This is a genomic window from Exiguobacterium sp. UBA3491 (assembly GCF_002377745.1).
GTDB lineage: Bacteria > Bacillota > Bacilli > Exiguobacteriales > Exiguobacteriaceae > Exiguobacterium_A.
In genome coordinates, this window is record NZ_DFQK01000003.1 from 100164 (window position 1) to 122303 (window position 22140).

25 protein-coding genes are annotated in these 22140 nt (G+C 47.5%); 20 read left to right on the forward strand and 5 right to left on the reverse strand.

The genetic code is table 11. From position 1 onward, the window contains the following. The first annotated feature begins 3 nt into the window (after positions 1 to 3). The gene (mntR, locus tag B4F99_RS00970; RefSeq protein ID WP_035398709.1) at positions 4 to 426 is read left to right on the forward strand and encodes a transcriptional regulator MntR; all 423 of its coding nucleotides are present in this window, start codon (positions 4 to 6) and stop codon (positions 424 to 426) included. Between the two features lie 151 nt (positions 427 to 577). Beyond that, positions 578 to 1105 (forward strand): hypoxanthine phosphoribosyltransferase, encoded by a 528-nt coding sequence (hpt, locus tag B4F99_RS00975; RefSeq protein WP_035398306.1) that lies wholly within the window; start codon positions 578 to 580, stop codon positions 1103 to 1105. Between the two features lie 57 nt (positions 1106 to 1162). Here the strand turns inward: hpt and B4F99_RS00980 are convergent, their stop codons facing one another. Both B4F99_RS00980 and B4F99_RS00985 read right to left on the reverse strand, forming a co-directional pair. Beyond that, positions 1163 to 1564 (reverse strand): SA1362 family protein, encoded by a 402-nt coding sequence (locus B4F99_RS00980; protein WP_023467573.1) that lies wholly within the window; start codon positions 1562 to 1564, stop codon positions 1163 to 1165. Positions 1565 to 1584: 20 nt separating this feature from the next. Next, positions 1585 to 2517, reverse strand: a complete 933-nt coding sequence (locus B4F99_RS00985; protein ID WP_290754814.1) for a DUF1385 domain-containing protein — start codon at positions 2515 to 2517, stop codon at positions 1585 to 1587. A 156-nt stretch (positions 2518 to 2673) separates the two neighbouring features. On the opposite strand from B4F99_RS00985, the gene aroQ reads away from it, so the two are divergent. The 15 genes from aroQ (at position 2674) to spo0A (ending at position 16475) form a co-directional block, all read left to right on the forward strand. After that, entirely contained in the window at positions 2674 to 3120 is a 447-nt protein-coding gene (gene aroQ / locus B4F99_RS00990) for a type II 3-dehydroquinate dehydratase (RefSeq protein ID WP_214855073.1), read from the forward strand. After that, on the forward strand, positions 3117 to 4181 hold the full coding sequence (locus B4F99_RS00995; protein ID WP_023467576.1) for a M24 family metallopeptidase: 1065 nt from the start codon (positions 3117 to 3119) through the stop codon (positions 4179 to 4181). The genes aroQ and B4F99_RS00995 overlap by 4 nt, the downstream gene beginning before the upstream one ends. A gap of 35 nt (positions 4182 to 4216) precedes the next feature. Beyond that, the gene (gene efp / locus B4F99_RS01000) at positions 4217 to 4783 is read left to right on the forward strand and encodes an elongation factor P (protein ID WP_023467577.1); all 567 of its coding nucleotides are present in this window, start codon (positions 4217 to 4219) and stop codon (positions 4781 to 4783) included. A 168-nt stretch (positions 4784 to 4951) separates the two neighbouring features. Continuing rightward, positions 4952 to 5401 carry an acetyl-CoA carboxylase biotin carboxyl carrier protein gene (accB, locus tag B4F99_RS01005; protein ID WP_214855075.1) on the forward strand — a complete coding sequence of 150 codons (450 nt, stop codon included), beginning with the start codon at positions 4952 to 4954 and terminating at the stop codon, positions 5399 to 5401. Between the two features lie 15 nt (positions 5402 to 5416). Then, positions 5417 to 6769: an acetyl-CoA carboxylase biotin carboxylase subunit gene (gene accC / locus B4F99_RS01010; RefSeq protein WP_214855077.1), complete on the forward strand. Its 1353-nt coding sequence runs from the start codon at positions 5417 to 5419 to the stop codon at positions 6767 to 6769. Positions 6770 to 6892: 123 nt separating this feature from the next. Beyond that, positions 6893 to 7294 carry a transcription antitermination factor NusB gene (gene nusB, locus B4F99_RS01015; protein WP_035409747.1) on the forward strand — a complete coding sequence of 134 codons (402 nt, stop codon included), beginning with the start codon at positions 6893 to 6895 and terminating at the stop codon, positions 7292 to 7294. 71 nt (positions 7295 to 7365) lie between these two features. Further along, on the forward strand, positions 7366 to 8199 hold the full coding sequence (gene folD / locus B4F99_RS01020; RefSeq protein WP_081780391.1) for a bifunctional methylenetetrahydrofolate dehydrogenase/methenyltetrahydrofolate cyclohydrolase FolD: 834 nt from the start codon (positions 7366 to 7368) through the stop codon (positions 8197 to 8199). After that, positions 8196 to 9518, forward strand: coding sequence for an exodeoxyribonuclease VII large subunit (gene xseA / locus B4F99_RS01025; RefSeq protein ID WP_035409097.1), 1323 nt, complete (start codon positions 8196 to 8198; stop codon positions 9516 to 9518). Before folD ends, xseA begins: the two co-directional genes overlap by 4 nt. 2 nt (positions 9519 to 9520) lie before the next feature. Further along, the gene (gene xseB, locus B4F99_RS01030; protein WP_023467583.1) at positions 9521 to 9742 is read left to right on the forward strand and encodes an exodeoxyribonuclease VII small subunit; all 222 of its coding nucleotides are present in this window, start codon (positions 9521 to 9523) and stop codon (positions 9740 to 9742) included. Continuing rightward, positions 9739 to 10608 (forward strand): polyprenyl synthetase family protein, encoded by an 870-nt coding sequence (locus B4F99_RS01035; protein ID WP_290754818.1) that lies wholly within the window; start codon positions 9739 to 9741, stop codon positions 10606 to 10608. The genes xseB and B4F99_RS01035 overlap by 4 nt, the downstream gene beginning before the upstream one ends. 118 nt (positions 10609 to 10726) lie before the next feature. Next, positions 10727 to 12613, forward strand: coding sequence for a 1-deoxy-D-xylulose-5-phosphate synthase (gene dxs / locus B4F99_RS01040; protein ID WP_290754821.1), 1887 nt, complete (start codon positions 10727 to 10729; stop codon positions 12611 to 12613). A 6-nt stretch (positions 12614 to 12619) separates the two neighbouring features. Beyond that, positions 12620 to 13426 carry a TlyA family RNA methyltransferase gene (locus B4F99_RS01045; protein ID WP_214855083.1) on the forward strand — a complete coding sequence of 269 codons (807 nt, stop codon included), beginning with the start codon at positions 12620 to 12622 and terminating at the stop codon, positions 13424 to 13426. 154 nt (positions 13427 to 13580) lie between these two features. After that, positions 13581 to 14030, forward strand: coding sequence for a transcriptional regulator AhrC/ArgR (gene ahrC, locus B4F99_RS01050; RefSeq protein ID WP_214855085.1), 450 nt, complete (start codon positions 13581 to 13583; stop codon positions 14028 to 14030). A 12-nt stretch (positions 14031 to 14042) separates the two neighbouring features. Continuing rightward, positions 14043 to 15749, forward strand: a complete 1707-nt coding sequence (gene recN, locus B4F99_RS01055) for a DNA repair protein RecN (protein ID WP_290754824.1) — start codon at positions 14043 to 14045, stop codon at positions 15747 to 15749. A gap of 3 nt (positions 15750 to 15752) precedes the next feature. After that, positions 15753 to 16475, forward strand: coding sequence for a sporulation transcription factor Spo0A (spo0A, locus tag B4F99_RS01060; protein ID WP_290754826.1), 723 nt, complete (start codon positions 15753 to 15755; stop codon positions 16473 to 16475). A gap of 157 nt (positions 16476 to 16632) precedes the next feature. On the opposite strand, the gene B4F99_RS15480 is transcribed toward spo0A, so the two are convergent. The 3 genes from B4F99_RS15480 to B4F99_RS01070 all read right to left on the reverse strand — a co-directional run bounded on the left by B4F99_RS15480 (position 16633) and on the right by B4F99_RS01070 (position 18146). Next, positions 16633 to 16845: a dihydrofolate reductase family protein gene (locus B4F99_RS15480; RefSeq protein WP_396202431.1), complete on the reverse strand. Its 213-nt coding sequence runs from the start codon at positions 16843 to 16845 to the stop codon at positions 16633 to 16635. An 18-nt stretch (positions 16846 to 16863) separates the two neighbouring features. Further along, positions 16864 to 17217 (reverse strand): dihydrofolate reductase family protein, encoded by a 354-nt coding sequence (locus B4F99_RS01065; RefSeq protein WP_290754828.1) that lies wholly within the window; start codon positions 17215 to 17217, stop codon positions 16864 to 16866. A gap of 674 nt (positions 17218 to 17891) precedes the next feature. Then, entirely contained in the window at positions 17892 to 18146 is a 255-nt protein-coding gene (locus B4F99_RS01070) for a DUF2627 family protein (RefSeq protein ID WP_023467590.1), read from the reverse strand. A gap of 122 nt (positions 18147 to 18268) precedes the next feature. Here B4F99_RS01070 and B4F99_RS01075 point away from each other — a divergent pair, with 122 nt between their 5' ends. The 3 genes from B4F99_RS01075 to B4F99_RS01085 all read left to right on the forward strand — a co-directional run bounded on the left by B4F99_RS01075 (position 18269) and on the right by B4F99_RS01085 (position 22127). Continuing rightward, entirely contained in the window at positions 18269 to 19924 is a 1656-nt protein-coding gene (locus B4F99_RS01075) for a sigma 54-interacting transcriptional regulator (protein WP_290754830.1), read from the forward strand. A gap of 144 nt (positions 19925 to 20068) precedes the next feature. Continuing rightward, positions 20069 to 20989, forward strand: a complete 921-nt coding sequence (gene yqiS / locus B4F99_RS01080; protein ID WP_214855093.1) for a phosphate butyryltransferase — start codon at positions 20069 to 20071, stop codon at positions 20987 to 20989. Between the two features lie 13 nt (positions 20990 to 21002). Further along, positions 21003 to 22127 carry a Leu/Phe/Val dehydrogenase gene (locus B4F99_RS01085; protein ID WP_290754832.1) on the forward strand — a complete coding sequence of 375 codons (1125 nt, stop codon included), beginning with the start codon at positions 21003 to 21005 and terminating at the stop codon, positions 22125 to 22127. The last annotated feature ends 13 nt before the right edge of the window (positions 22128 to 22140 follow it).

The following is a 22140-nucleotide window of genomic DNA, read 5'->3' on the forward strand; positions in this document are numbered from 1 at the left end:
GTCGTGCCAACTCCGAGTATGGAAGATTATTTGGAACAAATTTATAAACTGATTGAAGATAAAGGATACGCTCGCGTATCGGATATAGCGGAGTCGTTAGGAGTTCACCCGTCCTCGGTAACGAAGATGGTTCAAAAGCTCGACCGGGAGACGTACCTTGTTTATGAAAAGTATCGGGGTCTCATGCTGACACCTAAAGGACGCAAAATCGGAAAGCGTCTCGTGGAACGACACGCCTTACTTGAAGATTTTCTTCGTCTCGTTGGTGTGGATGAAGAACTGATCTATAAGGATGTCGAAGGAATCGAGCATCATATTAGTATCGAAGCGTTGGATAAGATTAACGGAATGATTCAGTTCTTTGCGGAACGTCCTGGTTTGAAAGAAGAACTGCATCGCTATCAACAAGCCCATCCAGAGGATTGAGGCTTGTTTTTTTATAGTTCCTTGCTAAAAAAAAAGTTCTCAAACACGAACGATTCATTACATTTTTATGATAAAGTGCGCATTTCAAGGTAGATATGCTATACTGAGCCTGAAAATGGACGAAGGGGGTGGCGGGTGTTCGCACCTTGTCATGGAAATCACGATTAAAGAAAAATTAGTGTCGGAGTCACAACTGAAAGAAAAGGTTCGTGAATTAGCACAACAGATCGAAGTGGATGCGGCTGGGCGTCAAATCGTTCTCGTCGTCGTGTTAAAAGGGTCGATGGTCTTTGCTGCCGATTTGATGCGTGAAATCAAAGGAAGCGTTCAAATTGATACAGTCGCGTGCTCTTCTTACGGAACAAAGACCGTCTCTTCCGGGCGTGTTCAGTTGAAGAAAGATCTCGATCTCGATGTGCAAGGGAAATATGTCGTCGTCATCGAAGATATCATCGACACAGGGCGGACGCTCCATTTCTTATGTGATCACATGAAATTACATCAACCCGGAGTTCTCAAAGTATGTACATTGCTTGATAAACCGGCACGTCGTGAAGTAGAACTCGACGCAGACTATGTCGGTTTCGAGATTCCGGATTACTTCGTTGTTGGGTACGGAATCGATTGTGCGGAGGAATACCGCAATCTACCGTATATCGGTTGGGTTGAAACGGATTGAACACGAAAAAAGGAGGTTCGTCGCATGACGAATCTCCTTTTTAATGTACTTCTGAAATTAGAAAGCACGTTTTTTCTTTTTGCCTTTTTTTCCTTCGATCACTGTCAGATGAGGCGCTTTTGAACGATCGCGCAACGGTCTGACTTTATTCGATGCCGGCGCTTTTGAGGACTTGACCGGTTTTTTCTTAAAGTCTGTCCGGCGAACAGAATTCGAAGAGCCATGCATTTTTTTTGATTGAGCGACGGATTTTCGGTACTGAGCATTTGCGCCCGTTCCGACGCTTCGATTACGAGTCAGGAACTTAAAGAGCAAGAAGATGATCCCGGCGGTAATCCCGAAGAACAGCAATTGTGAAAACAGACTACTTGGATTATTGACGAGTTTATATCCGAAGCCGACAAAAGCGAACAGTAACACGACGAGTGCAAATGTAGAACCAATGCGTTGTCTGATCATAATATCACCCCTGTTATCGATTAACCCAGTGCATTCTCATGTAGGTTATGTTCCTGTTTTTCCAATGCTTCAAACGCATAAATCGCAACCTCGATCTGTGCATTGTCCGGTTCTTTCGTCGTCAAGTATTGTAACCATAGGCCAGGCAAGGCGATGACGCGAAGTCCTTTGATGTGCTGCGCTTTATTCGTCAGCTGTAACACTTCAAATGAAAGACCGATGACGACCGGTAATAAGGCGATCCGGCAGACGAGACGCAACCAGAGCGGATCCGTAGGCACGATCAGATAGACAAAAAATCCGACGATGACGGTGAAGATCAAGAAACTCGAGCCGCAACGGTAATGAAGACGACTGCTGACGCGAACGTTTTCGACCGTGAGTGGGCGTCCTGATTCGACGCAGTTGATGACCTTATGCTCTGCACCGTGATATTGAAAGAGTCGTTTGACGAGCGGAGTCAATGAAATCACGTAGAGGTAACTGAACAAAAGCGTTAATTTGATTGTTGCTTCGATGACATTTTGAATGACATGTCCCGATAAAGCAGGGAACACATCGAATAGTGACGCAAGGAAAGCCGGTAGTAACGTAAAGAGTAATTTACCGAAGAAGAATGATAGGATCCCGACGACAGCTACGCCGAGCCATTTCGTCAAAGGGCTGGCAGTCGTCTCTTCCGGCTCTTCTTCACCAGGTTTGACACCGTATCGGTCACTTGCGAAGTTCATATGACTGGCGCCATTCGCTGAGGACTCCATCAAAGCGAACAAGCCACGCAGAAGTGGGATTTTTTTGCCTTTGGCGATTCGTGGTCGAATCGGTTTTTGTTGGGCGAACGTCTCGATCGATTCATCATTTCGACGAATCGCAGAGACCGCATGGGTCGCATTTTGGAACATGACGCCTTCGACGATGGCTTGACCACCGACCGGCGGATTAGTCGTTTTCATAATAGAACGCATCCCGTCTTCATTAAAATTAGGTGTATCGTCAGTGTACTTGATTTACGACAAAAAAACTATGTTCGACTCGTCAAAAAGAGGTAATCTTTAGGAGTCGGAAATCGGGTTATGATACAATGAAAAAGAATTCGAGGAGGTGTTTTTTTGCGTGTCTTGATATTAAACGGACCAAACTTGAATTTACTCGGAACACGCGAACCGGATACATACGGAACGGCAACGTTAGCTGACTTAGAACACGAGCTTCGCGCTTATTTTCCGAACATTCAGTTTCGGTTCGAGCAATCGAACCATGAAGGACGATTGATTGATGTTCTTCACGAGGAACGGGGAGCGGACGGTATCGTCTTCAATGCGGCTGCCTACACGCATACGAGTATCGCGTTACGTGACGCGATTGCTGCGATCGAAGCACCCGTCATCGAGGTTCATCTATCGAATGTCCATGCGCGTGAATCCTTCCGGCATCATTCGATGATTGCACCTGTCTGCCAAGGAATCATCGCTGGACTTGGCATGACGGGATATCGTCTGGCAACGGAAGCACTCCAAGCTTTACAACAATCGGAACAAGGGGGAAATCAATCATGAAACAACGGATCGAGGCGTTACAAGCAGCTTTAAAGGAACGGGACCTTCCAGGATTACTCGTCACGAAGGCAGAGAACATTCGATACATTTCCGGCTTCACAGGCTCAAGCGGTGCATGTCTCGTAACAGAAGAGCAAGCGTACTTCGTGACGGATTTCCGTTACACGGAGCAAGCGGCAGACCAAGTCAAAGGAATGGAGATCGTTCAAATCGAACGTTCGATTCCAGAGACGATGGGCGAATTGATGGCAGGAGCGCGTGTTCGCGCGGTTGGTGTCGAAAAGGATGCGATGACACTCGGTGCTTTTGAAGCATACGATCAAGCTTCGGCAATCGAGCTTGTTCCGACGACAGGAATCATTGAAAACCTACGCTTGATTAAGGATTCGTCAGAGATTAAGATGATTAAGGAAGCGGTGGAGCTCGCAGACGCGACCTTCCAACACATCTTGACGTACATTCAACCAGGACGAACGGAACTTGAAGTATCAAATGAACTAGAATTCTTCATGCGTAAGCATGGAGCGACGTCTTCTTCTTTCGATACGATCGTGGCATCGGGCTATCGTTCTGCCTTGCCGCACGGTGTTGCCAGTTCGAAGGTCATTGCGACAGGCGAACTCGTCACGCTTGATTTCGGAGCGCTCTTGAACGGTTATGTTTCAGATATCACACGGACTGTCGCAGTCGGTCCGATCAATGCTGAATTGCAGAAAATCTACGATACAGTCTTGCAAGCGCAACTAGCGGGTGTCGATGGCTTAAAACCAGGCATCACTGGGATCGAAGCAGACGCATTGACGCGTGATATCATCAAAGAAGCGGGATACGGCGAGTACTTCGGTCACTCGACGGGACACGGTATTGGTCTAGAAGTACATGAAGGACCTGGCTTGTCGTTCCGCTCTGAGACAAAACTTGAACCGGGCATGATCGTTACGGTCGAACCAGGTATCTACGTGCCGCAAGTTGGCGGATGCCGGATTGAAGATGACGTCTTGATCACGGAAACAGGTCGAGAAATTCTTTCGTCTTCACCAAAAGAACTGATCACTCTCTAATTCAGAGTGACGGGACATTTTAGGAGGAACCATTCATGGTATCAGTAAACGATTTAAAAACAGGATTAACGATTAAGACTTCAGACGGTATGATTTGGCAAGTACTTGAATTCCAACATGTTAAACCAGGTAAAGGGGCAGCGTTCGTTCGGACGAAAATGCGTAACATCCGTAACGGAAACATCCAAGAGATGACATTCCGTGGTGGTGAGCGTGTCGAGCGTGCACACATCGAGCGTAACAAGATGCAATACCTTTACCCAATGGGCGAGACTTACGTCTTCATGGACACAGAATCGTATGAGCAATTGGAATTGACGACGGCACAAGTCGAAGCAGCTCTTCCATACTTGCTTGAAAACATGGAAGTTCAAATCGCGGTTTACAACGGCGAAATCCTCGGTCTTGAATTGCCGAACACAGTCGTCATGACGATCGTTGAAGCAGAGCCTGGCGTTAAGGGTGATACAGCTTCGAACGTCAAGAAAAATGCGACAGTTGAGACAGGTCATATCATTCAAGTTCCACTCTTCATCGAAGCAGGCGAAAAAGTAACGGTTGATACACGTACAGGTGATTTCACAGGTCGTTACAACGGATAATATTGAAACGACAAGACGTCTCTCACCTTTTATCAGGTCGAGAGACGTCTTTTTTCATCCGGCATGACTTGCATCCAATGGTATGACCAGTTAATATAAGTATTTGAGTAGGCATTAGCACCTGGTATAATAATTGTGAATACAGCATAGATGGGGGAAGAATGACAGATGAAAATCGATCAGTTGAAACAAGTACTCGAAATGCTCGATCAGTCGAGTGTAAATGAACTCTCACTCGAAACGGATACGTATAAATTAAAGTTGAAGAAACAAGGAGAAACAGTGACAGTCTCGCACCAAGCACCCGCTGCTCCAGTGGCGGCACCTGCTCCTGTGAAACAAACAGCGGCACCTGTTGAAGAAGAAGCAGTCGCTGACGATACGGTCACGATCAATGCCTTGATGGTCGGAACGTTCTATTCTCGTCCGAATCCGGATAAACCGGCATACGTCAAAGTCGGGGATCAGATCGAAGTCGGTCAAGTCGTTTGTGTCCTTGAAGCAATGAAACTCTTCAATAACTTAAACTCGGAAGTATCTGGAACGGTCGTCGAGATTCTTGTCGCCGATGGAGATCTCGTTGAATTCGGTCAACCACTCTTCCGGATCCGTCCGTAAACGGGGGTGAACAGCATGGAAAAATTATTGATTGCCAACCGTGGAGAAATCGCCGTCCGTATCATTCGAGCGGCAAAGGAACTTGGAATACAGACCGTTGCTGTCTACTCGACGGCGGATAAGGAAGCGTTACACGTTCGCTTAGCAGATGAGGCATATTGCATCGGTGAAGCAAGTTCTGCTTCATCCTACTTAAACGTTACAAACATCCTTGCGATCGCAACGAACCGTCAAGTCACGATGATCCACCCGGGTTATGGTTTCTTAGCTGAGAACGTCGATTTTGCTGAGATGTGTGAAGCGTGTGGGATCAAATTTGTTGGTCCGACGTCAGATGCGATCCGTCAGATGGGAATCAAGGACGTTGCGAAGAAAACGATGATCGAATGCGGAGTACCCGTCGTACCTGGTTCAGATGGAACGGTCACGGACGAAGAAGCGGTCGCGCTAGCGCAAGAAATCGGTTATCCGGTCATCATCAAAGCGACAGCAGGTGGCGGTGGTAAAGGGATTCGGGTCGCTCGTTCGGAAGAAGAGTTGATCAATGGTCTAAGTGAGACGCGCCGTGAAGCGAAACAAGCCTTCGGAAACGGAGACGTATACTTAGAACGCTTCATCGAAGAATTCCGCCATGTTGAAGTACAGGTGCTTGCTGACCGGCACGGTAATGTCATTCACCTCGGGGAACGAGATTGTACCGTTCAGCGCCGGATGCAGAAACTGATTGAGGAAGCACCATCTCCTGCGGTCAGTGAAACGACACGGTTGAAGATGGGCGAGGCTGCTGTAAAAGCAGCAAAAGCGATTCAGTATACAGGAGCTGGAACGATCGAATTCATTTTCGTCGAAGAAACGGAAGAATTCTTCTTCATGGAGATGAACACGCGCATTCAAGTGGAACATCCAGTAACGGAGATGATCACAGGATTCGATCTCGTTCAAGCACAACTCCAAGTCGCGCTCGATCATCCACTTGCCGTTAAACAAAAGGATATCAAGTTCCATGGTCATTCGATTGAATGCCGGATCAATGCCGAAGATCCAGACCATGATTTCCGTCCGTCTGCTGGACGTGTCACACAATATGTGACACCGGGCGGAATGGGCGTGCGCATCGATAGCGCGGTCTATCCAGGGTACATGATTCCACCATACTATGACTCGATGGTTGCGAAGTTGATCGTTCATGCAGAAACACGGGAAGAAGCATGCGCGAAAATGGAACGTGCGCTAGCTGAATTTTGGATCGAAGGTGTTAAAACGACGATCCCGTTCCACGAACGGGTTCTCAGTCACCCGGTATTCCGTCGTGGTACATTTACGACGAAATTCGCAGAGCGTGAGTTAAAAGGTACGATGGTAAACTGAATCAGGACGGGAGTTTGTGCGACGAACTCCCGTCTTTTTTTGGCGTTCTCTATGTTTTTTAAAAGAGGAATGTGCTAAACTAACTGATTGAGAACGACAAAAAAAGGAGCACGCAAAATCATGATGAAACGACACATGGCACGCGAACTCGCAGTCCAATCTTTGTTCCAAATGGAACTTTCGGATCTGACTGCACAAGAGGCCATTGAATTCGCGGTAGAAGGTAAGGAATACGATACATTCGTCGAGCAATTGGTGAACGGTGTCGAAACGAACAAAGAAACAATTGATCAGCATATTCGAGAAGCACTCGTCAACTGGTCGTTCGAGCGACTTGGAAACATCGAGCGGACGATTCTTCGCTTGGCCGTCTACGAATTGTTGTTCGAAACGAACATTCCGGTTCGAGTAACGATTAACGAAGCCATCGAATTGACGAAGGCGTTCGCAGATGAAGAAGCGACGAAAATTGTGAACGGTGTTCTTGGTAAAGTGGCACAAGGCGTCGTCAAAGAAAATTCATAAACCGATTTAAAACCGAATAGAGACAAACAGACAGAAGAGTGAATCGAACTTTTTGGGGGAGTGGACAAATCATGGCAGTAGTAATCGATGGAAAACAGGTAGCCCATTCATATCGTATGAAGCTGAAAGAAGAAGTCGCACGTCTGAAAGAACAGCGGATTCAACCGCAATTGACTGTCATCTTGATTGGTGAAGATCCAGCTAGTCAATCTTATGTACGCGGAAAAGAGAAGGCAGCGAAGGAAATCGGAATGGATTCAGAGTTGATCCGACTTCCGGCAGAAACAACGGAATCAGAACTCCTTCATTTGATTGAACGCCTGAACGTAGATGCGAGTGTCCACGGGATTCTCGTTCAATTGCCGTTGCCAGACCATATTGATGAGAGCAAGGTCATTTTTGCGATTTCTCCTGAAAAGGACGTCGATGGCTTCCATCCTGTCTCTGTCGGGAAGATGATGATTGGTGAACCGACATTTTTACCATGTACACCAAACGGTATTCTCCATCTCGTAAAAGAAATGAATGTACCGATCGCGGGTCAGCACGTCGTTGTCGTCGGACGGAGTCAAATCGTCGGAAAACCCGTCGGTATGTTGTTCTTGAATGAATCGGCTACCGTTTCATACTGTCATTCAAAAACTGCAGACCTCGGTGCGATGACACGCCAAGCGGATATCTTGATCGTCGCAGTCGGTGTACCGAAGCTGATTACTGCAGATATGGTGAAACCGGATGCCGTCGTCATTGACGTCGGTGTCAACCGTGTCGATGGTAAACTCGTCGGTGATGTTGATTTTGATACGGTACAAGACGTTGCATCGATGATTACACCTGTTCCGGGTGGCGTTGGTCCAATGACGATCACGATGTTACTGCATAACACGATCGAGGCCGCGCAATGAGTGAACCTCTTCACGTTTCCGATTTAGTCCACTATGTCAAACGTGAACTAGAAGGCGACGCCCTTCTTCAACAAGTCCAGGTGGTGGGAGAAGTGTCGAACTTTAAACGACACTCTTCCGGTCACCTTTATTTTACGTTGAAGGACGAACAGTCACGGATGAAAGCCGTCATGTTTGCTCGGGATGCGAGTCGGGTCAAGACAGACATACGCGACGGCATGCGTGTCGTCGTCACGGCACGCTTATCCGTCTACGTCTCTTCTGGAGAAATGCAACTCTATGTCGAACGGATGACGGAAGATGGTGTGGGCGCGTTATACGAGGCGTTTTCTCGCCTGAAAATGGATCTTGAAGAACGTGGTTGGTTTGATCCTGCGATCAAACAACCGTTGCCTGCTTTTCCGGATCGGATCGGGATCATCACATCGCCAAAAGGAGCGGCGCTTCATGACATTGCAACGACACTCCGGCGTCGTTATCCGCAAGCAGCCATCGTCTTCGCGCCAGTTCTTGTACAAGGAGCAGACGCGGCACCTCAAATCAGTCGTGCTATTCAACTGATGAACGAGCATGCTGCCTGTGATGTGTTGATCATTGGTCGTGGTGGCGGTTCAATCGAAGAGCTGTGGGCATTCAATGAAATGTCTGTCGTGACAGCCGTGTTTGAATCACGTATCCCAATCGTCTCTGCTGTCGGACATGAGACTGATTTTACGATCAGTGATTTCGTCGCCGACGTTCGTGCTGCTACACCAACAGCGGCGGCAGAACTTGTCACTCCGGAAGCAGAGGCACTCGTCCGTCGTGTCCAGGATGTAGAGCGACGTTTGGAACGAACGTATACACAACTCCTTAAGAGTAAACAGGAGCAAGTGACACGTCTAGCTGCGAGTTACGGTCTTAAATCGCCACGTGTTTTACTCGGACTAAAGCAGGAACAACTGGACCGGACGGAAATGTTGCTCCAAAAAGAGATGCAGTATATCGTGACCCAAAACCGACAGCAGGTGGAGCGTCTTCACACACGCTTAATGCGAATACCAGTACGTGATCGATTCGTACAACAACGAGCAACGATTGAACAGTCGCGTCGTCGACTCGAAATCGTGCGTCGGCTTTTGCAATCGAAACAACAACAAGTGCGTCATGTGCTCGCGCGACTCGACTCCGTCAGTCCGACGCATGTCCTGATGCGCGGCTATACGTATGTCGAACAGGATGGACAAATTGTTCGTTCCGCGAAGGCATTAACAGCGTCTTCGTTCGATATCCGATTCCATGATGGAACGATTCGTGCCAAACGAGAGGATGGGGAGTAAGGATGGAGACGGAACAATCTTTTGAAGAAGCACTAGAACGACTAGAAGAGATCGTCACGTTACTCGAAGAGGGCGAAGCTCCGCTAGAACAAGCGATGGCTCTTTATGAAGAGGGCGTCAAACTGACAGCTCTTTGCCAAGGAAAGTTATCCGTTGCTGAGAAAAAACTCGATCAGATCCTGGAGCAAGATGGTACGCTGCGGGAAAAAGGAGGAGCACAATGATTGCCTTGCATGAATGGAAGACACAAGTCGAAAACAAAATGGCAGAGTTCATGGAGCGACTCGATGCACCCGACCGTTTACGTGACTCCATGCGGTATTCACTTGATGCCGGTGGGAAACGGATTCGTCCGGCCTTGATTTATGCAGTACTCGATGCCTTCTCAATCGACCGCTCAAAAGGAGATGCTACTGCTGCGGCACTTGAGATGATTCATACATATTCGCTGATTCATGATGACCTTCCGGCAATGGACGATGATGATCTCCGTAGAGGTCGTCCGACGAATCATATCGCTTTTGATGAAGCAACAGCGATTTTAGCAGGGGACGCATTGCTCACGAACGCATTCAGCTGCCTCCTCGAGACACCAGCTTCGCCAGAAGTGAAGCTTGCGCTCGTCGAACGATTAGCGGCGGCGGCAGGAGCTTCTGGTATGGTCGGTGGACAACTCGATGATATGCTCGGTGAGCGTGGTGGCATAAATGATGTAGCGGAGCTAGAATCGATTCATCGTCGAAAAACAGGAGCACTTCTCGTCTTTGCGGTCGAAGCAGGCGGGTTGCTCGCCGCAGTTAGTCCGAGAGATCTTGAGCACCTGCATCAATATGGTCGCCATCTCGGCATTGCTTTTCAAATTCAAGATGACATCTTAGACGTGACAGGAGATGCTGAAAAAATCGGCAAGCCGGTTGGTAGCGATGAAGAAAATGAAAAAGCGACGTATCCGAAACTCTTCGGTCTTGAAGGTGCGAAACGTGCACTGACAGCTCAGGTAGAAGCAGCAGAACAGGCGATTGAAGCACTATCGGTCGAAGCGACGACACTTAAGGAACTGCTAGACTTCGTGGTCAAGCGTGACCATTAAGCAGGACGACGCATCGTGCGTCGTCTTTTTCTATGCTGACAATGGCGCTCGATAGATTGTTCTAGTACAATGTAGGGTACAAACCCTATAAGATTGTAAGGAAAAGAGGCGGTAAGGTATGAAATTGACAGAAATACAGGATCCGTCATTTTTAAAGCGTATGTCGGTCTCCGAACTCGAAGTTTTCGCAGGCGATATTCGGCGCTTTTTGATTGAAGAATTAGCGACGACAGGTGGGCACTTGGCACCGAATCTTGGAGTCGTCGAGTTAACGCTTGCACTGCATCGTGAATTCGACAGTCCAAATGACAAGTTCGTCTGGGACGTCGGACACCAAGCCTACGTGCACAAGATTCTCACAGGACGCGCGAGCCAGTTTGATACGCTCCGTCAGCATAAAGGACTTTGTGGATTTCCGAAACGCAATGAAAGCGTGCATGACGTCTGGGAGACAGGGCATAGCTCGACGTCCTTGTCAGCAGCAATGGGGATTGCTGTTTCAAACGAATTGAGCGGTAAGGATGACCGGGCAGTCGCGATCATCGGTGATGGGGCATTAACAGGCGGTATGGCCCTCGAAGCATTGAATCACATCGGAGCAGAGCAACAAAACGTCATCGTCATCTTAAATGATAACGAGATGTCGATTGCACCAAACGTCGGTGCGATGCATCAAATGCTAGGACGGATTCGTTCATCTCGAAAAGTACGTTTTGCGCAAGACGAGCTTGAAGCATTGATCAAAAAGATTCCGGTCATTGGCGGACGTTTGGAAAAAGGAAGCGAGAAATTGAAAGAAGCCGTCAAGGGAGCGCTCGTTCCTGGGATGTTCTTTGAAGAACTTGGTTTCAACTATTACGGTCCGGTCGATGGACACGATCTTAATGATTTGATCGAACAGCTCAATTACGTGAAAAAAGAAGAAGGACCTGTCCTGCTTCATGTCATCACGAAAAAAGGGAAAGGTTATCGTCCGGCAGAGTTTGACGGGGTCGGTACATGGCACGGTCTTGGACCATACAAGATGGAGTCCGGCGAAGTCATTAAAGGAAAATCAAAAGCACCAAGTTATTCCTTTACGGTAGCGGATACCTTGACGAAGATGGCACGCGACGATGAAAAGCTGACGTTGATCACACCAGCGATGAGTGTTGGCTCAAAACTTGATTGTTTTGAAAAAGAATTCCCAGAGCGGATGTTTGACGTTGGGATCGCGGAACAACATGCTGTTACGTTCGCAGCTGGTCAAGCGACGCAAGGCATGAAACCCGTTGTATCAATCTACTCGACGTTCTTCCAGCGCGCATACGATCAACTCGTGCATGACGTGGCGCGTCAAAATCTGGACGTAACGTTTACGATTGACCGATCAGGTCTTGTTGGAGCAGATGGAGAGACACACCAAGGGGTCTTCGATATTGCTTTCATGCGCCACGTGCCGAATATTCGAATCGTCATGGCAAAGGATGAGAATGAACTACAGCACTTGCTCTATTCAGCTGTTAAATACGAAGGACCAATCGCCGTTCGTTTCCCGCGTGGCGAAGGACTTGGTGTACCAATGGATGAGACATTGCATGAAATTTCGCTCGATACGTGGGAAGTTGAACGTGAAGGAACAGATGTCGCCATCCTTGCATTCGGACCACAAGTGCAAGACGCGCTCAAAATCGCGGATCTCTTAGCAGGCGAATTATCAGTTCGTATCATCAATGCCCGGACGATCAAACCGCTTGATGAGAAGATGCTGAACGCTCTTTACGCAGAGGGAATTCCGCTTGTGACACTGGAAGAAGCCGTCCTAAAAGGTGGATTCGGATCAGCTGTCCTTGAGCATGCGAATGAGCAGGAAGCATTCCCACGCGTCAAACGCTTCGGTATTCCGGATTGGTATATCGAGCACGGCGGTGTGAATGAGTTACTGGAAGAAATTGGACTATTACCTGGACAAATCGCAGAAGAAGTACGCGCTTTCGTCAATCAAGGAAAGAAACAGAGTGTGTGAAGATTCATGGAAAATGTAAAGAAAATCCGCCTCGACGTTCTTCTCGTCGAGCGCGGTTTGTTTGAAACGCGTGAAAAAGCGAAACGGTCGATCATGGCTGGACTCGTCTTTAGTGGCACGGAACGATTGGAGAAGGCCGGTGAAAAGGTTAAGTCCGATATCGATTTGCACGTAAAAGGTCAGTTGATGCCTTATGTGGGGCGTGGTGGCTTTAAGATGGAAAAGGCACTTCAAGTATTCGATTTTGATGTCACGGGTAAAACAGGTCTTGATATCGGATCGTCGACAGGTGGTTTTACCGACTGCTCCTTACAAAATGGAGCAGCACATATGTATGCACTTGATGTCGGTTCCAATCAGCTGGACTGGAAGCTTCGCTCGGATGACCGCGTGACGGTGATGGAAAAAACGAACTTCCGGCATGCGACACCAGACATGTTCCCTGTCGCGCCGCAGTTTGCGACGATCGATGTCTCGTTCATTTCATTACGTTTGATGCTTCCGCCATTGAAGATGATCCTCGTTGAAGGAGGAGACGTCATGGCGCTCGTCAAACCGCAATTCGAAGCAGGTCGTGAGGATATCGGTAAAAAAGGCATCGTGCGTGACGAGCGGATTCATGTCCGAGTTCTCGATGAGATGATCGAATTCTTCATTCAACAAGGGTTCTATGTCAAGCAGCTCGACTATTCTCCGATTACCGGTGGAGAGGGCAACATTGAGTTCTTGTTGCATGCACGCCTTGGTCAACCAGGGCTTGATCCGTCCGTTCATGCGGCGGAGACGGTCAAGCTAGCGCATGCTAGTCTTTAAACGAAAAGATGATAAGGAAGACGGATCCGGTTCATGGGTCCGTCTTCCTTGTTGTGTGACAAGATGAAAACCGGATAATAAAATGGGAAACGTGGACTTTTGATGATTTATTGGATTACAATAGTAACATCGAAGAATACTGTGAGGTGCAGGAATGACAAAGGGGCAACGGTTGATTAAGATTCGGGAGATCATCACCCAATCAGAAGTAGAAACCCAGGATGAATTGGTAGAGGAATTACGGAATGCAGGATATAAGGTGACACAGGCAACGGTATCACGAGATATCAAGGAACTCCATCTCGTGAAGGTCCCGTTGAATGATGGACGTTATAAATATAGCTTACCCGCCGACCAACGCTTCAACCCACTCGGGAAATTGCGGCGTCTGCTCGGAGATAGCTTCATCTCGATTGATTCTGCGCAAAATCTGATTGTCATGCATGTCCTGCCGGGAAATGCGAATGCAGTCGCTGTCTTACTAGATCATTTGAGCTGGAGCGAACTGCTTGGAACGGTGTGTGGGGACGATACGATCCTATTGATTGCACGAAGTGAGGAACAAGCGAAAGAAGTGACGGAACGAATTTTAGAAATGCTGTAAGGAGTTGACAGGATGCTAGCTGAATTATCGATCAAACAATTTGCGATCATTGACGAGCTACAGATCGACTTTAAAAAAGGAATGACCGTCTTGACTGGGGAAACAGGTGCCGGTAAATCGATCGTTCTCGATGCGATCGGATTATTAATTGGTGGACGTGGATCCGCGGAATTCGTTCGATACGGGGAAGATCGGGCGGAACTAGAAGGATTGTTTCTGATTGAAGACGATCATCTCGTCTATGATCTTGCAGAAGAGTATGGCATCGATATCGAAGACGGATTGATCATCTTGCGACGTGATCTTTTCGCGACAGGAAAAAGTGTCTGTCGCGTCAACAATAAGCTGGTCACACTGACGATTTTACGTGAGTTCGGACGTGTCCTCGTCGATATGCACGGGCAACATGAACATCAGCATTTAATGGACAGTACGTACCATCAAGCGATTCTCGATGACTTCGCGCAAGAGGCGATCGCGCCACTCCTTCAAGCCTATCAGTCCGGTTATCAAACGTATGAAGAAAAACGGACAGCGCTACAATCGCTCGCACAAAGCGAGCAAGAACTCGCCCAACGGATCGATTTGTTATCGTTTCAGACCGAAGAGATCGAGGGCGCAAAACTTCGAGCACATGAGGAAGATGAGTTACTCGTCGAGCGAAATCGTCTTGCGAACTTCGAGAAGTTATATGCGTCGTTGAAGACAGCCTATGACGCCTTACACGATGAGATGCGCGGCATCGATTCCGTTGGAGACGCGATGCGTGAACTACAACAAGCATCAAGCATCGACGAACAGTTTTCTCAGCAAAGTGACGCGATCGCAAGCGCCTTTTATGGACTAGAAGAAGTCGGTTATGCGATTCGAGATCAACTCGAAACACTTGAGTTCGATTCCAATCGACTCGATGAGATCGAACAACGTTTGTCCGTCTTCCAACAGCTGAAACGAAAATATGGGGCGACGATTGAGGAAGTCATTGCTTACGGTGAGAAAATTCGGATTGAACTTGATACGATGACAAATCGAGATGAACGAATTGAACGCTTAAAAACCGAAGTCGAACAGCTCGAAAGCGAATTGTTTGAAATTGGAGGTCGACTCTCACAACAGCGTCGCAAAGCGGCAGTTCAATTAAGTGAAGCGATTCATTTGGAGTTACATGAGCTATACATGGAGAAGGCGCGGTTTGAAATTCGTTTTCTTCAAGACGGAAAGACACCGATGCTACGCAAGAACGGGATCGATCATGTGGAATTCTTCATCATGACGAATGCGGGAGAGCCATTTAAGTCGCTCGGAAAAGTTGCGTCGGGTGGGGAATTATCTCGTATCATGCTCGGACTGAAGTCAATCTTCTCGCGCTCGGTCGGAGTCGCCTCAATCATATTCGATGAAGTTGATACGGGTGTCTCGGGTCGTGTTGCACAAGCGATGGCTGAAAAAATCTATCGTTTGTCGGTAGACGGACAAGTGCTTTGTATTACGCACTTACCACAAGTCGCTTCGATGGCGGATCAACATCTCTATATTCGAAAGATTGAGGAGACGGATCGTACGACGACCCAAGTCAACGTCTTGTCTCAAGCAGATCGAGGGAACGAACTTGGACGGATGATTTCCGGTGCCCATATGACAGATTTGACATTACGGCATGCCGAGGAATTGATGGATCAGGCGAAGACGATGAAAGAATCGCTTAAAAATGGGGTGTAAGGATTGATTAAAGTCGGGATAGCAGATGATAATCGCGAAATGGTCGAACTGATTCGCCAGCATATCTCTGCGCAAGAAGACATGGAAGTCGTTTGCGTCGCCTACAATGGCGAGAGTTGTCTCGAACGCATGAAAGAACATGAGGTGGATGTATTGCTCCTCGACATCATCATGCCTCATTTAGATGGGCTTGGTGTGCTCGAAGAATTGATGAAAGAAAAGAAGAATCCTGCTGTCATCATGTTGAGTGCTTTCGGTAAGGACGAGGTCTCACAACAGGCGGTCACCCTTGGAGCATCATACTTCTTACTTAAACCGTTCAGCATGGATCAGCTCGTTCAAAAAATTCGTCTCGTGACGAATCAAGGACAAGCTCCGGCGATCGAAACGATTGATCTAAAAGTCGGCTCGACACTTCGAGAAGTGGGAATCGCTCCGCATATCAAAGGGTTTACGTATTTAAAAGACGCTGTCTTAATGGTGCTTGAACGGGAAGACCTACTCGGATTGATCACAAAGGAACTCTATCCGACGATTGCGAAAAAACATCAAACAACAGCCTCTCGCGTCGAACGAGCGATGCGTCATGCCATCAAGTCCGCCTGGAACGAAGGAATGCAGCAACACGAGTTGTTCAACGGTCGGATCGAACAGGAGAAGAGTCCAAAGAACTCGGAATTCATCTCGTATGTATCGAGTCATATGAATCAAGAACAATCCGGTTGAAGCCATATACCGTCTAATTCATAAACGGTGCCAGACTGAAGACAAAGTGCAGTTTTTCTCTTGACGAGAAAGATTGCACTTTTTTTGTCCATCTCGAATCGCTACGCTTCTTTCCTCTTTCTTTCTGGTAAAAGGAAGTATCTATACAATAAACGGTTTATATTTGATTCTTATTTCGTTCATAGCGAATGATTGACACTCCGTTATCAAACGTGTGTTGTTCTATGACGTTCCAAGTGAGGGGAACCATTCTTTGATCGGGAAAGAGACGCTTGCCGGAACCGATGATGACAGGATAATGGATCAATCGAAGCTCATCGATCAAATCCGCTTGATAAAGTGTATGAACGAGTTCACTACTGCCCCAGATATGAAACGGTGGGCCATCCTATTGTTTCAAAAGCTTTAGTTCAGAAGTCGGATGCTTCAAACAAGTTGTCGGCTGCCAAAGGACAGGTAGTGCATGACGCGTGGCGACATACTTCATGGCATGATCGGCAACCGGCCAGACATCTGAGTGGAGTAGCCAATAACTTGCCCATTGTTCGTAAGTCGCTCGACCGAGCAACAAAGAGCAGTCCTCATGCATCCATCCGCGAATGACTTGACCGATCTCAGGATGTTGAAACGGAACGGTCCAGCCACCATGTTCGAAATCGTTGCTTACATCCTCCTCCTTTCCACTCGGTGCTTGAACGACACCATCTAAAGATAGATGTTCGAATGCGATGATTTTTCGCATACAAGATCTCCTTTCGAATGCACTCTTTCTACAGCATACGGTAGAGGTCAAAAAAATAAAAGCGATTGCAAATAAATATTGCATAAACTGAAATGTTCGTTATAATAAAGGTACCAAATGATTTGGCAAGACGTCAGATGAACGTCGAGTCGGCGAGGACTCCGGAAATCCCGTTGATGAATATCATCTCAGAACGCCAACTGTAAATGGCTCAAGAATGCCGGACGACATTCTCTTGGTAGAAGTCGTACCAAGGTATCTTGTTCATTCTAGATGGGATATCTCGAATGAATGGGAGCTTCCATGATTTCGAAGCTAGGGAAAAGTGGAAGGTAACGGATCGTCTAAGATGAAAAGTACAGTTCGTGAAAAGGAGTGTTGTCTAGCAGTGATTGTTAGCAACCGAATGTTTGACTGCTTCAAGCGGATGACATTACGCTCCACCTAGGTCCCGAGTACAGTCAGATGATGGAACTGAAATACCATTCTATCGTTAGCTCGATAGCCAGATCTGATTTCTTTCCACCTCTTCATTAAGAGGAACACCTAAGGTTTTGGAGTACACGAATAGTTCTAACTATGAGAGGAGTTCATCCGTAAGTGAAACCAATTTTATACGAGTAAAAGGTCCCGCGCTTGAAATGAGTTCAAGAGATGGGGACCTTTTTCTGTGTTTATTTTTTTTGATAGCGGTCAGAGACTTTTCCACGTTTTCGATCGCGATAAAAGACATATCCTGCGACAAATCCAATACCACCCATCGCAAGAATCAACCCAACGAGACCTTGCAATACATATACGTAAGCCGCATCGCCTAAGTATTTAAACGGCACTTGCGCAATTAGAAAGACACTGTCGCGCATGAGCTTAATACCAATCGCGCCGATGATGCCAGGGATTAATAATGAGAGCAAACCAATGATACGCATAGGACACCACTCCTTTCCAAGCGTATTGTATCAAAAAATCGACCGTTCTGCGAATCGGGTTTGCTTCCCTTTTTTATTCCGAGTAGGATAGAAATGTAAGCAGTTTCAAAGGGGGAATTTATATGCATCATCTACTCGTCGTCGGAGCAGGTCAAGGGGGAACAGAGGTCTTGCACGCATTTCAACGTTCACCACTATTAACGGTCATTGGTCTTGTTGATCCAAACATGGAGGCGCCTGGGGTAGCGCTTGCACGGCGCGCGGACATTCGGATCGAAACGAACTGGGCAGCATTCGAAGGAGCAGACGTCGATTTCATCATTGACGCTACGGGAGAAAGTGGCGTACTCGAACAATTAATCCATGATTTTCCGGGAGCGGCGGTCTTACCGGGTGAATTCGTCAGAGTATTACTTGAGCGTCTGACTGAAAAAGAGAAAATGCTCGAAGCAATCATTCATTGTACGAGCGAAGCGATTTCCGTCGCCGATCAAGACGGACAGACGATGCTGATCAATCCAGCGTATACGCGCATGACCGGTTTCACGGAGCGAGACGTCGTCGGAAAACCGGCAAGTGCCGATATCGGAATGCAGGAATCCGTTCATTTGAAAGTCTTGAATACGGGCGAGAACGTGCGAGATGTTCGTATGAAGATCGGACAAGATCAACGCGATATCATCGTCAACGCGGCACCTGTCATCGTCGATGGACAAGTCCGCGGTTCCGTTGGGGTCATTCGAGATATTTCGGAAATGAAGGCTCTAGCAAAAGAATTAAAGGCAGCGCGACAAAAAATCCGGACACTCGAAGCTAAATATACATTCGATGATATCATCGCCGAGAGTGAAGCAATGCGCTTCGTCGTCGATCAAGCGAAGCTTGCGGCAACGATGCCAGTCAACGTCTTGATTCGCGGTGAATCCGGAACCGGTAAAGAACTGTTCGCACATGCGATCCATGCAGCGAGCGAACGTAAATACGAACAATTCGTCCGTGTCAATTGTGCGGCGATTGCACCGACGTTACTCGAAAGTGAACTATTCGGTTACGAGGAAGGCGCATTTTCAGGAGCACGGCGTGGCGGCAAGACGGGATACTTCGAAGAAGCACACGGAGGGTCGCTGTTTTTAGATGAGATCGGCGAGCTGCCACTTGATGTCCAAGCCAAACTGTTACGGGTGCTACAAGAGAATGAAGTCGTTCGTGTCGGTGGCACAAAGGCAATTCCAGTCGATGTCCGGATCATCGCGGCGACGAATGCGAATCTAGAGCAAAAAATCATCATGAATGAGTTCCGAGAGGATCTCTACTACCGGATCAATCGTTTACCGATTCACATACCGGCACTACGTGAGAGACCGGATGATATCGTACCATTAACCTTACATTTACTCCGTAAATTGAATCAAAGTTATGGACGATCGGTCGGACGGATATCGGATGATGTACTCGAAGCAATGAAGAAGCAACCGTGGAAAGGAAATGTCCGCGAGCTTGAAAATGTCATCGGTCGCGCGTTGATTTTTACGGATAAAACAGAAACGGTGTTACGAAAAGGACATCTTCAACTTGTCGTGCCACAAACAACAAAAGTCACGACGAGACAGAAAAAGGAAATCAAACATTTATCCGACGAGATGTCTCACGTCGAAGAACGGTTGATCCGGGAAGCGCTTACTGCTTTTAACGGCAACAAAACAGAAGCCGCAAAACAACTTGGGATTTCTCTTCGGGCACTTTATTACAAAGTGGAACGATTTAACATTTATTCATGAAACGCAAATTTTTGCGTGCAATATATTGCAAAAAATGCAAAAGCGTGCAAAATTAAAGACGTTCTTGCTTATCCTACCGTCTCTTTTGAATTGGCACGAAAATTGCTATTACTAATTATGTATGACAGGTAAGGGGGGAATACAGTGAGATTCAGTGAAATGGTCGAGCAAGCAGCTCGACTCGAAGATTCCGTCGTTGCGATTGCAGCTGCGGATGACGAAGAAGTGATGGATGCTGTCGCATTAGCAATTGAAAACGATTTAGCGCGTTTTCATTTGTTCGGGGATGCGACACGGATTCAGCAGATGATTCAAAAACGGACATTACGAGAGTCGCAGTTCGTGATTACTCACACCTCTTCATCACAAGAAGCGGCAGAACGTGCTGCTCATGCCGTTCGTAAAGGGGATGCGAGCGTCTTGATGAAAGGTCTTGTTCCGACAGCGACGTTCATGAAAGCTGTCTTGAACAAAGAAACGGGTCTGCGTTCAGGGAATGTCCTGTCGCATGTCGCGTTGTTCGAAGTACCAGGGCGTGAATCAGCGATCGGATTGACCGATGCAGCGATTCATATCCAACCGTCACTCGAAGATAAGGTAAAAATTATCGAAAACGGTGTCTCCGCCTTACGAGCGCTAGGGTACGGATTACCGAAAGTCGCAGTCTTAGCAGCTGTCGAAGTCGTCAATCCGACGATGCAGGCAACGATAGACGCTGCCCTACTGACGCAAATGAACCGACGTGGTCAAATCAAGGATTGCCTTGTAGACGGACCACTCGCGCTCGACAATGCCGTGAATCTCGCCGCTGCCCAGCAAAAAGGCTTGACGGGAGACGTAGCAGGGCAGGCGGATTTACTCGTCGTTCCGCAAATCGAAGTCGGGAACGTCATCTACAAATCGCTCATGTATTTCGCACATGCCTCGGTGGCGGCGATTCTCGTTGGAGCACGGGCTCCAGTTGTATTGACAAGCCGCGCCGATACAGCAGAAGCAAAAATGTACTCACTAGCCTTTGCGCTATTAAATGCTCAACAGACGAAAAAAGTAAAACAAACAATCTGAGGAGGAACTTAAAATGGTCGAAACAAATGTAGAATCACGCTTCAGTATCTTTGAAACAATGGAGATGGAAGATTACGAACAAGTCGTTTTTTGCCACGATAAAGTATCTGGATTAAAAGCAATCATCGCGATTCATGACACGACACTCGGACCGGCACTCGGTGGACTTCGTATGTGGAATTATGCATCAGATGAAGAAGCATTGATTGATGCGCTTCGTTTATCAAAAGGGATGACGTATAAGAATGCAGCCGCTGGTTTGAACCTTGGTGGTGGCAAAGCTGTCATCATCGGCGATGCGAAGACACAAAAATCAGAAGCACTCTTCCGGGCATTCGGACGTTACGTCCAGTCACTGAACGGTCGTTATATTACAGCAGAAGATGTCAATACGACGGTTGCAGACATGGATTACATCCATATGGAGACGGACTTCGTCACTGGTGTCAGCCCAGCATTCGGATCAAGTGGTAACCCATCACCAGTTACGGCATACGGTGTCTACCGTGGTATGAAAGCAGCAGCAAAAGAAGTGTACGGAACAGATTCACTTGGTGGAAAAACGATTGCGATCCAAGGTGTCGGTAACGTTGCCTTCAATCTATGCCGTCATTTGCATGAAGAAGGGGCGAAACTGATCGTCACGGACATCAATCAAGAAGCACTGCAACGTGCAGAAGAAGCATTCGGTGCCTTGATCGTCGCACCAGAAGACATTTATAGCGTCGAAGCGGACATCTTTGCGCCATGTGCCCTCGGTGCGACATTAAACGATGAAACGATTCCACAATTGAAAGCCAAAATCATCGCTGGTGCAACAAATAACCAACTCAAAGAAGACCGTCATGGTGACATGCTCGAAGAACGCGATATCTTATACGTACCCGACTTCGTCATCAATGCGGGTGGTGTCATCAACGTTGCCGATGAACTCGACGGATACAACCGTGATCGTGCCATGAAAAAAGTTGAACTCGTCTACGATGCGGTCACGAAAGTATTTGAAATCGCAAAACGCGATCATTTACCGACATATCGTGCGGCTGAGAAAATGGCAGAAGAGCGTATCGCAACGATGCGCAGTGCTCGCAGCCAATTCTTGCGTCGTGATAAAAACATTCTAGGATCACGTGGCTGATCAGAGGAGGATA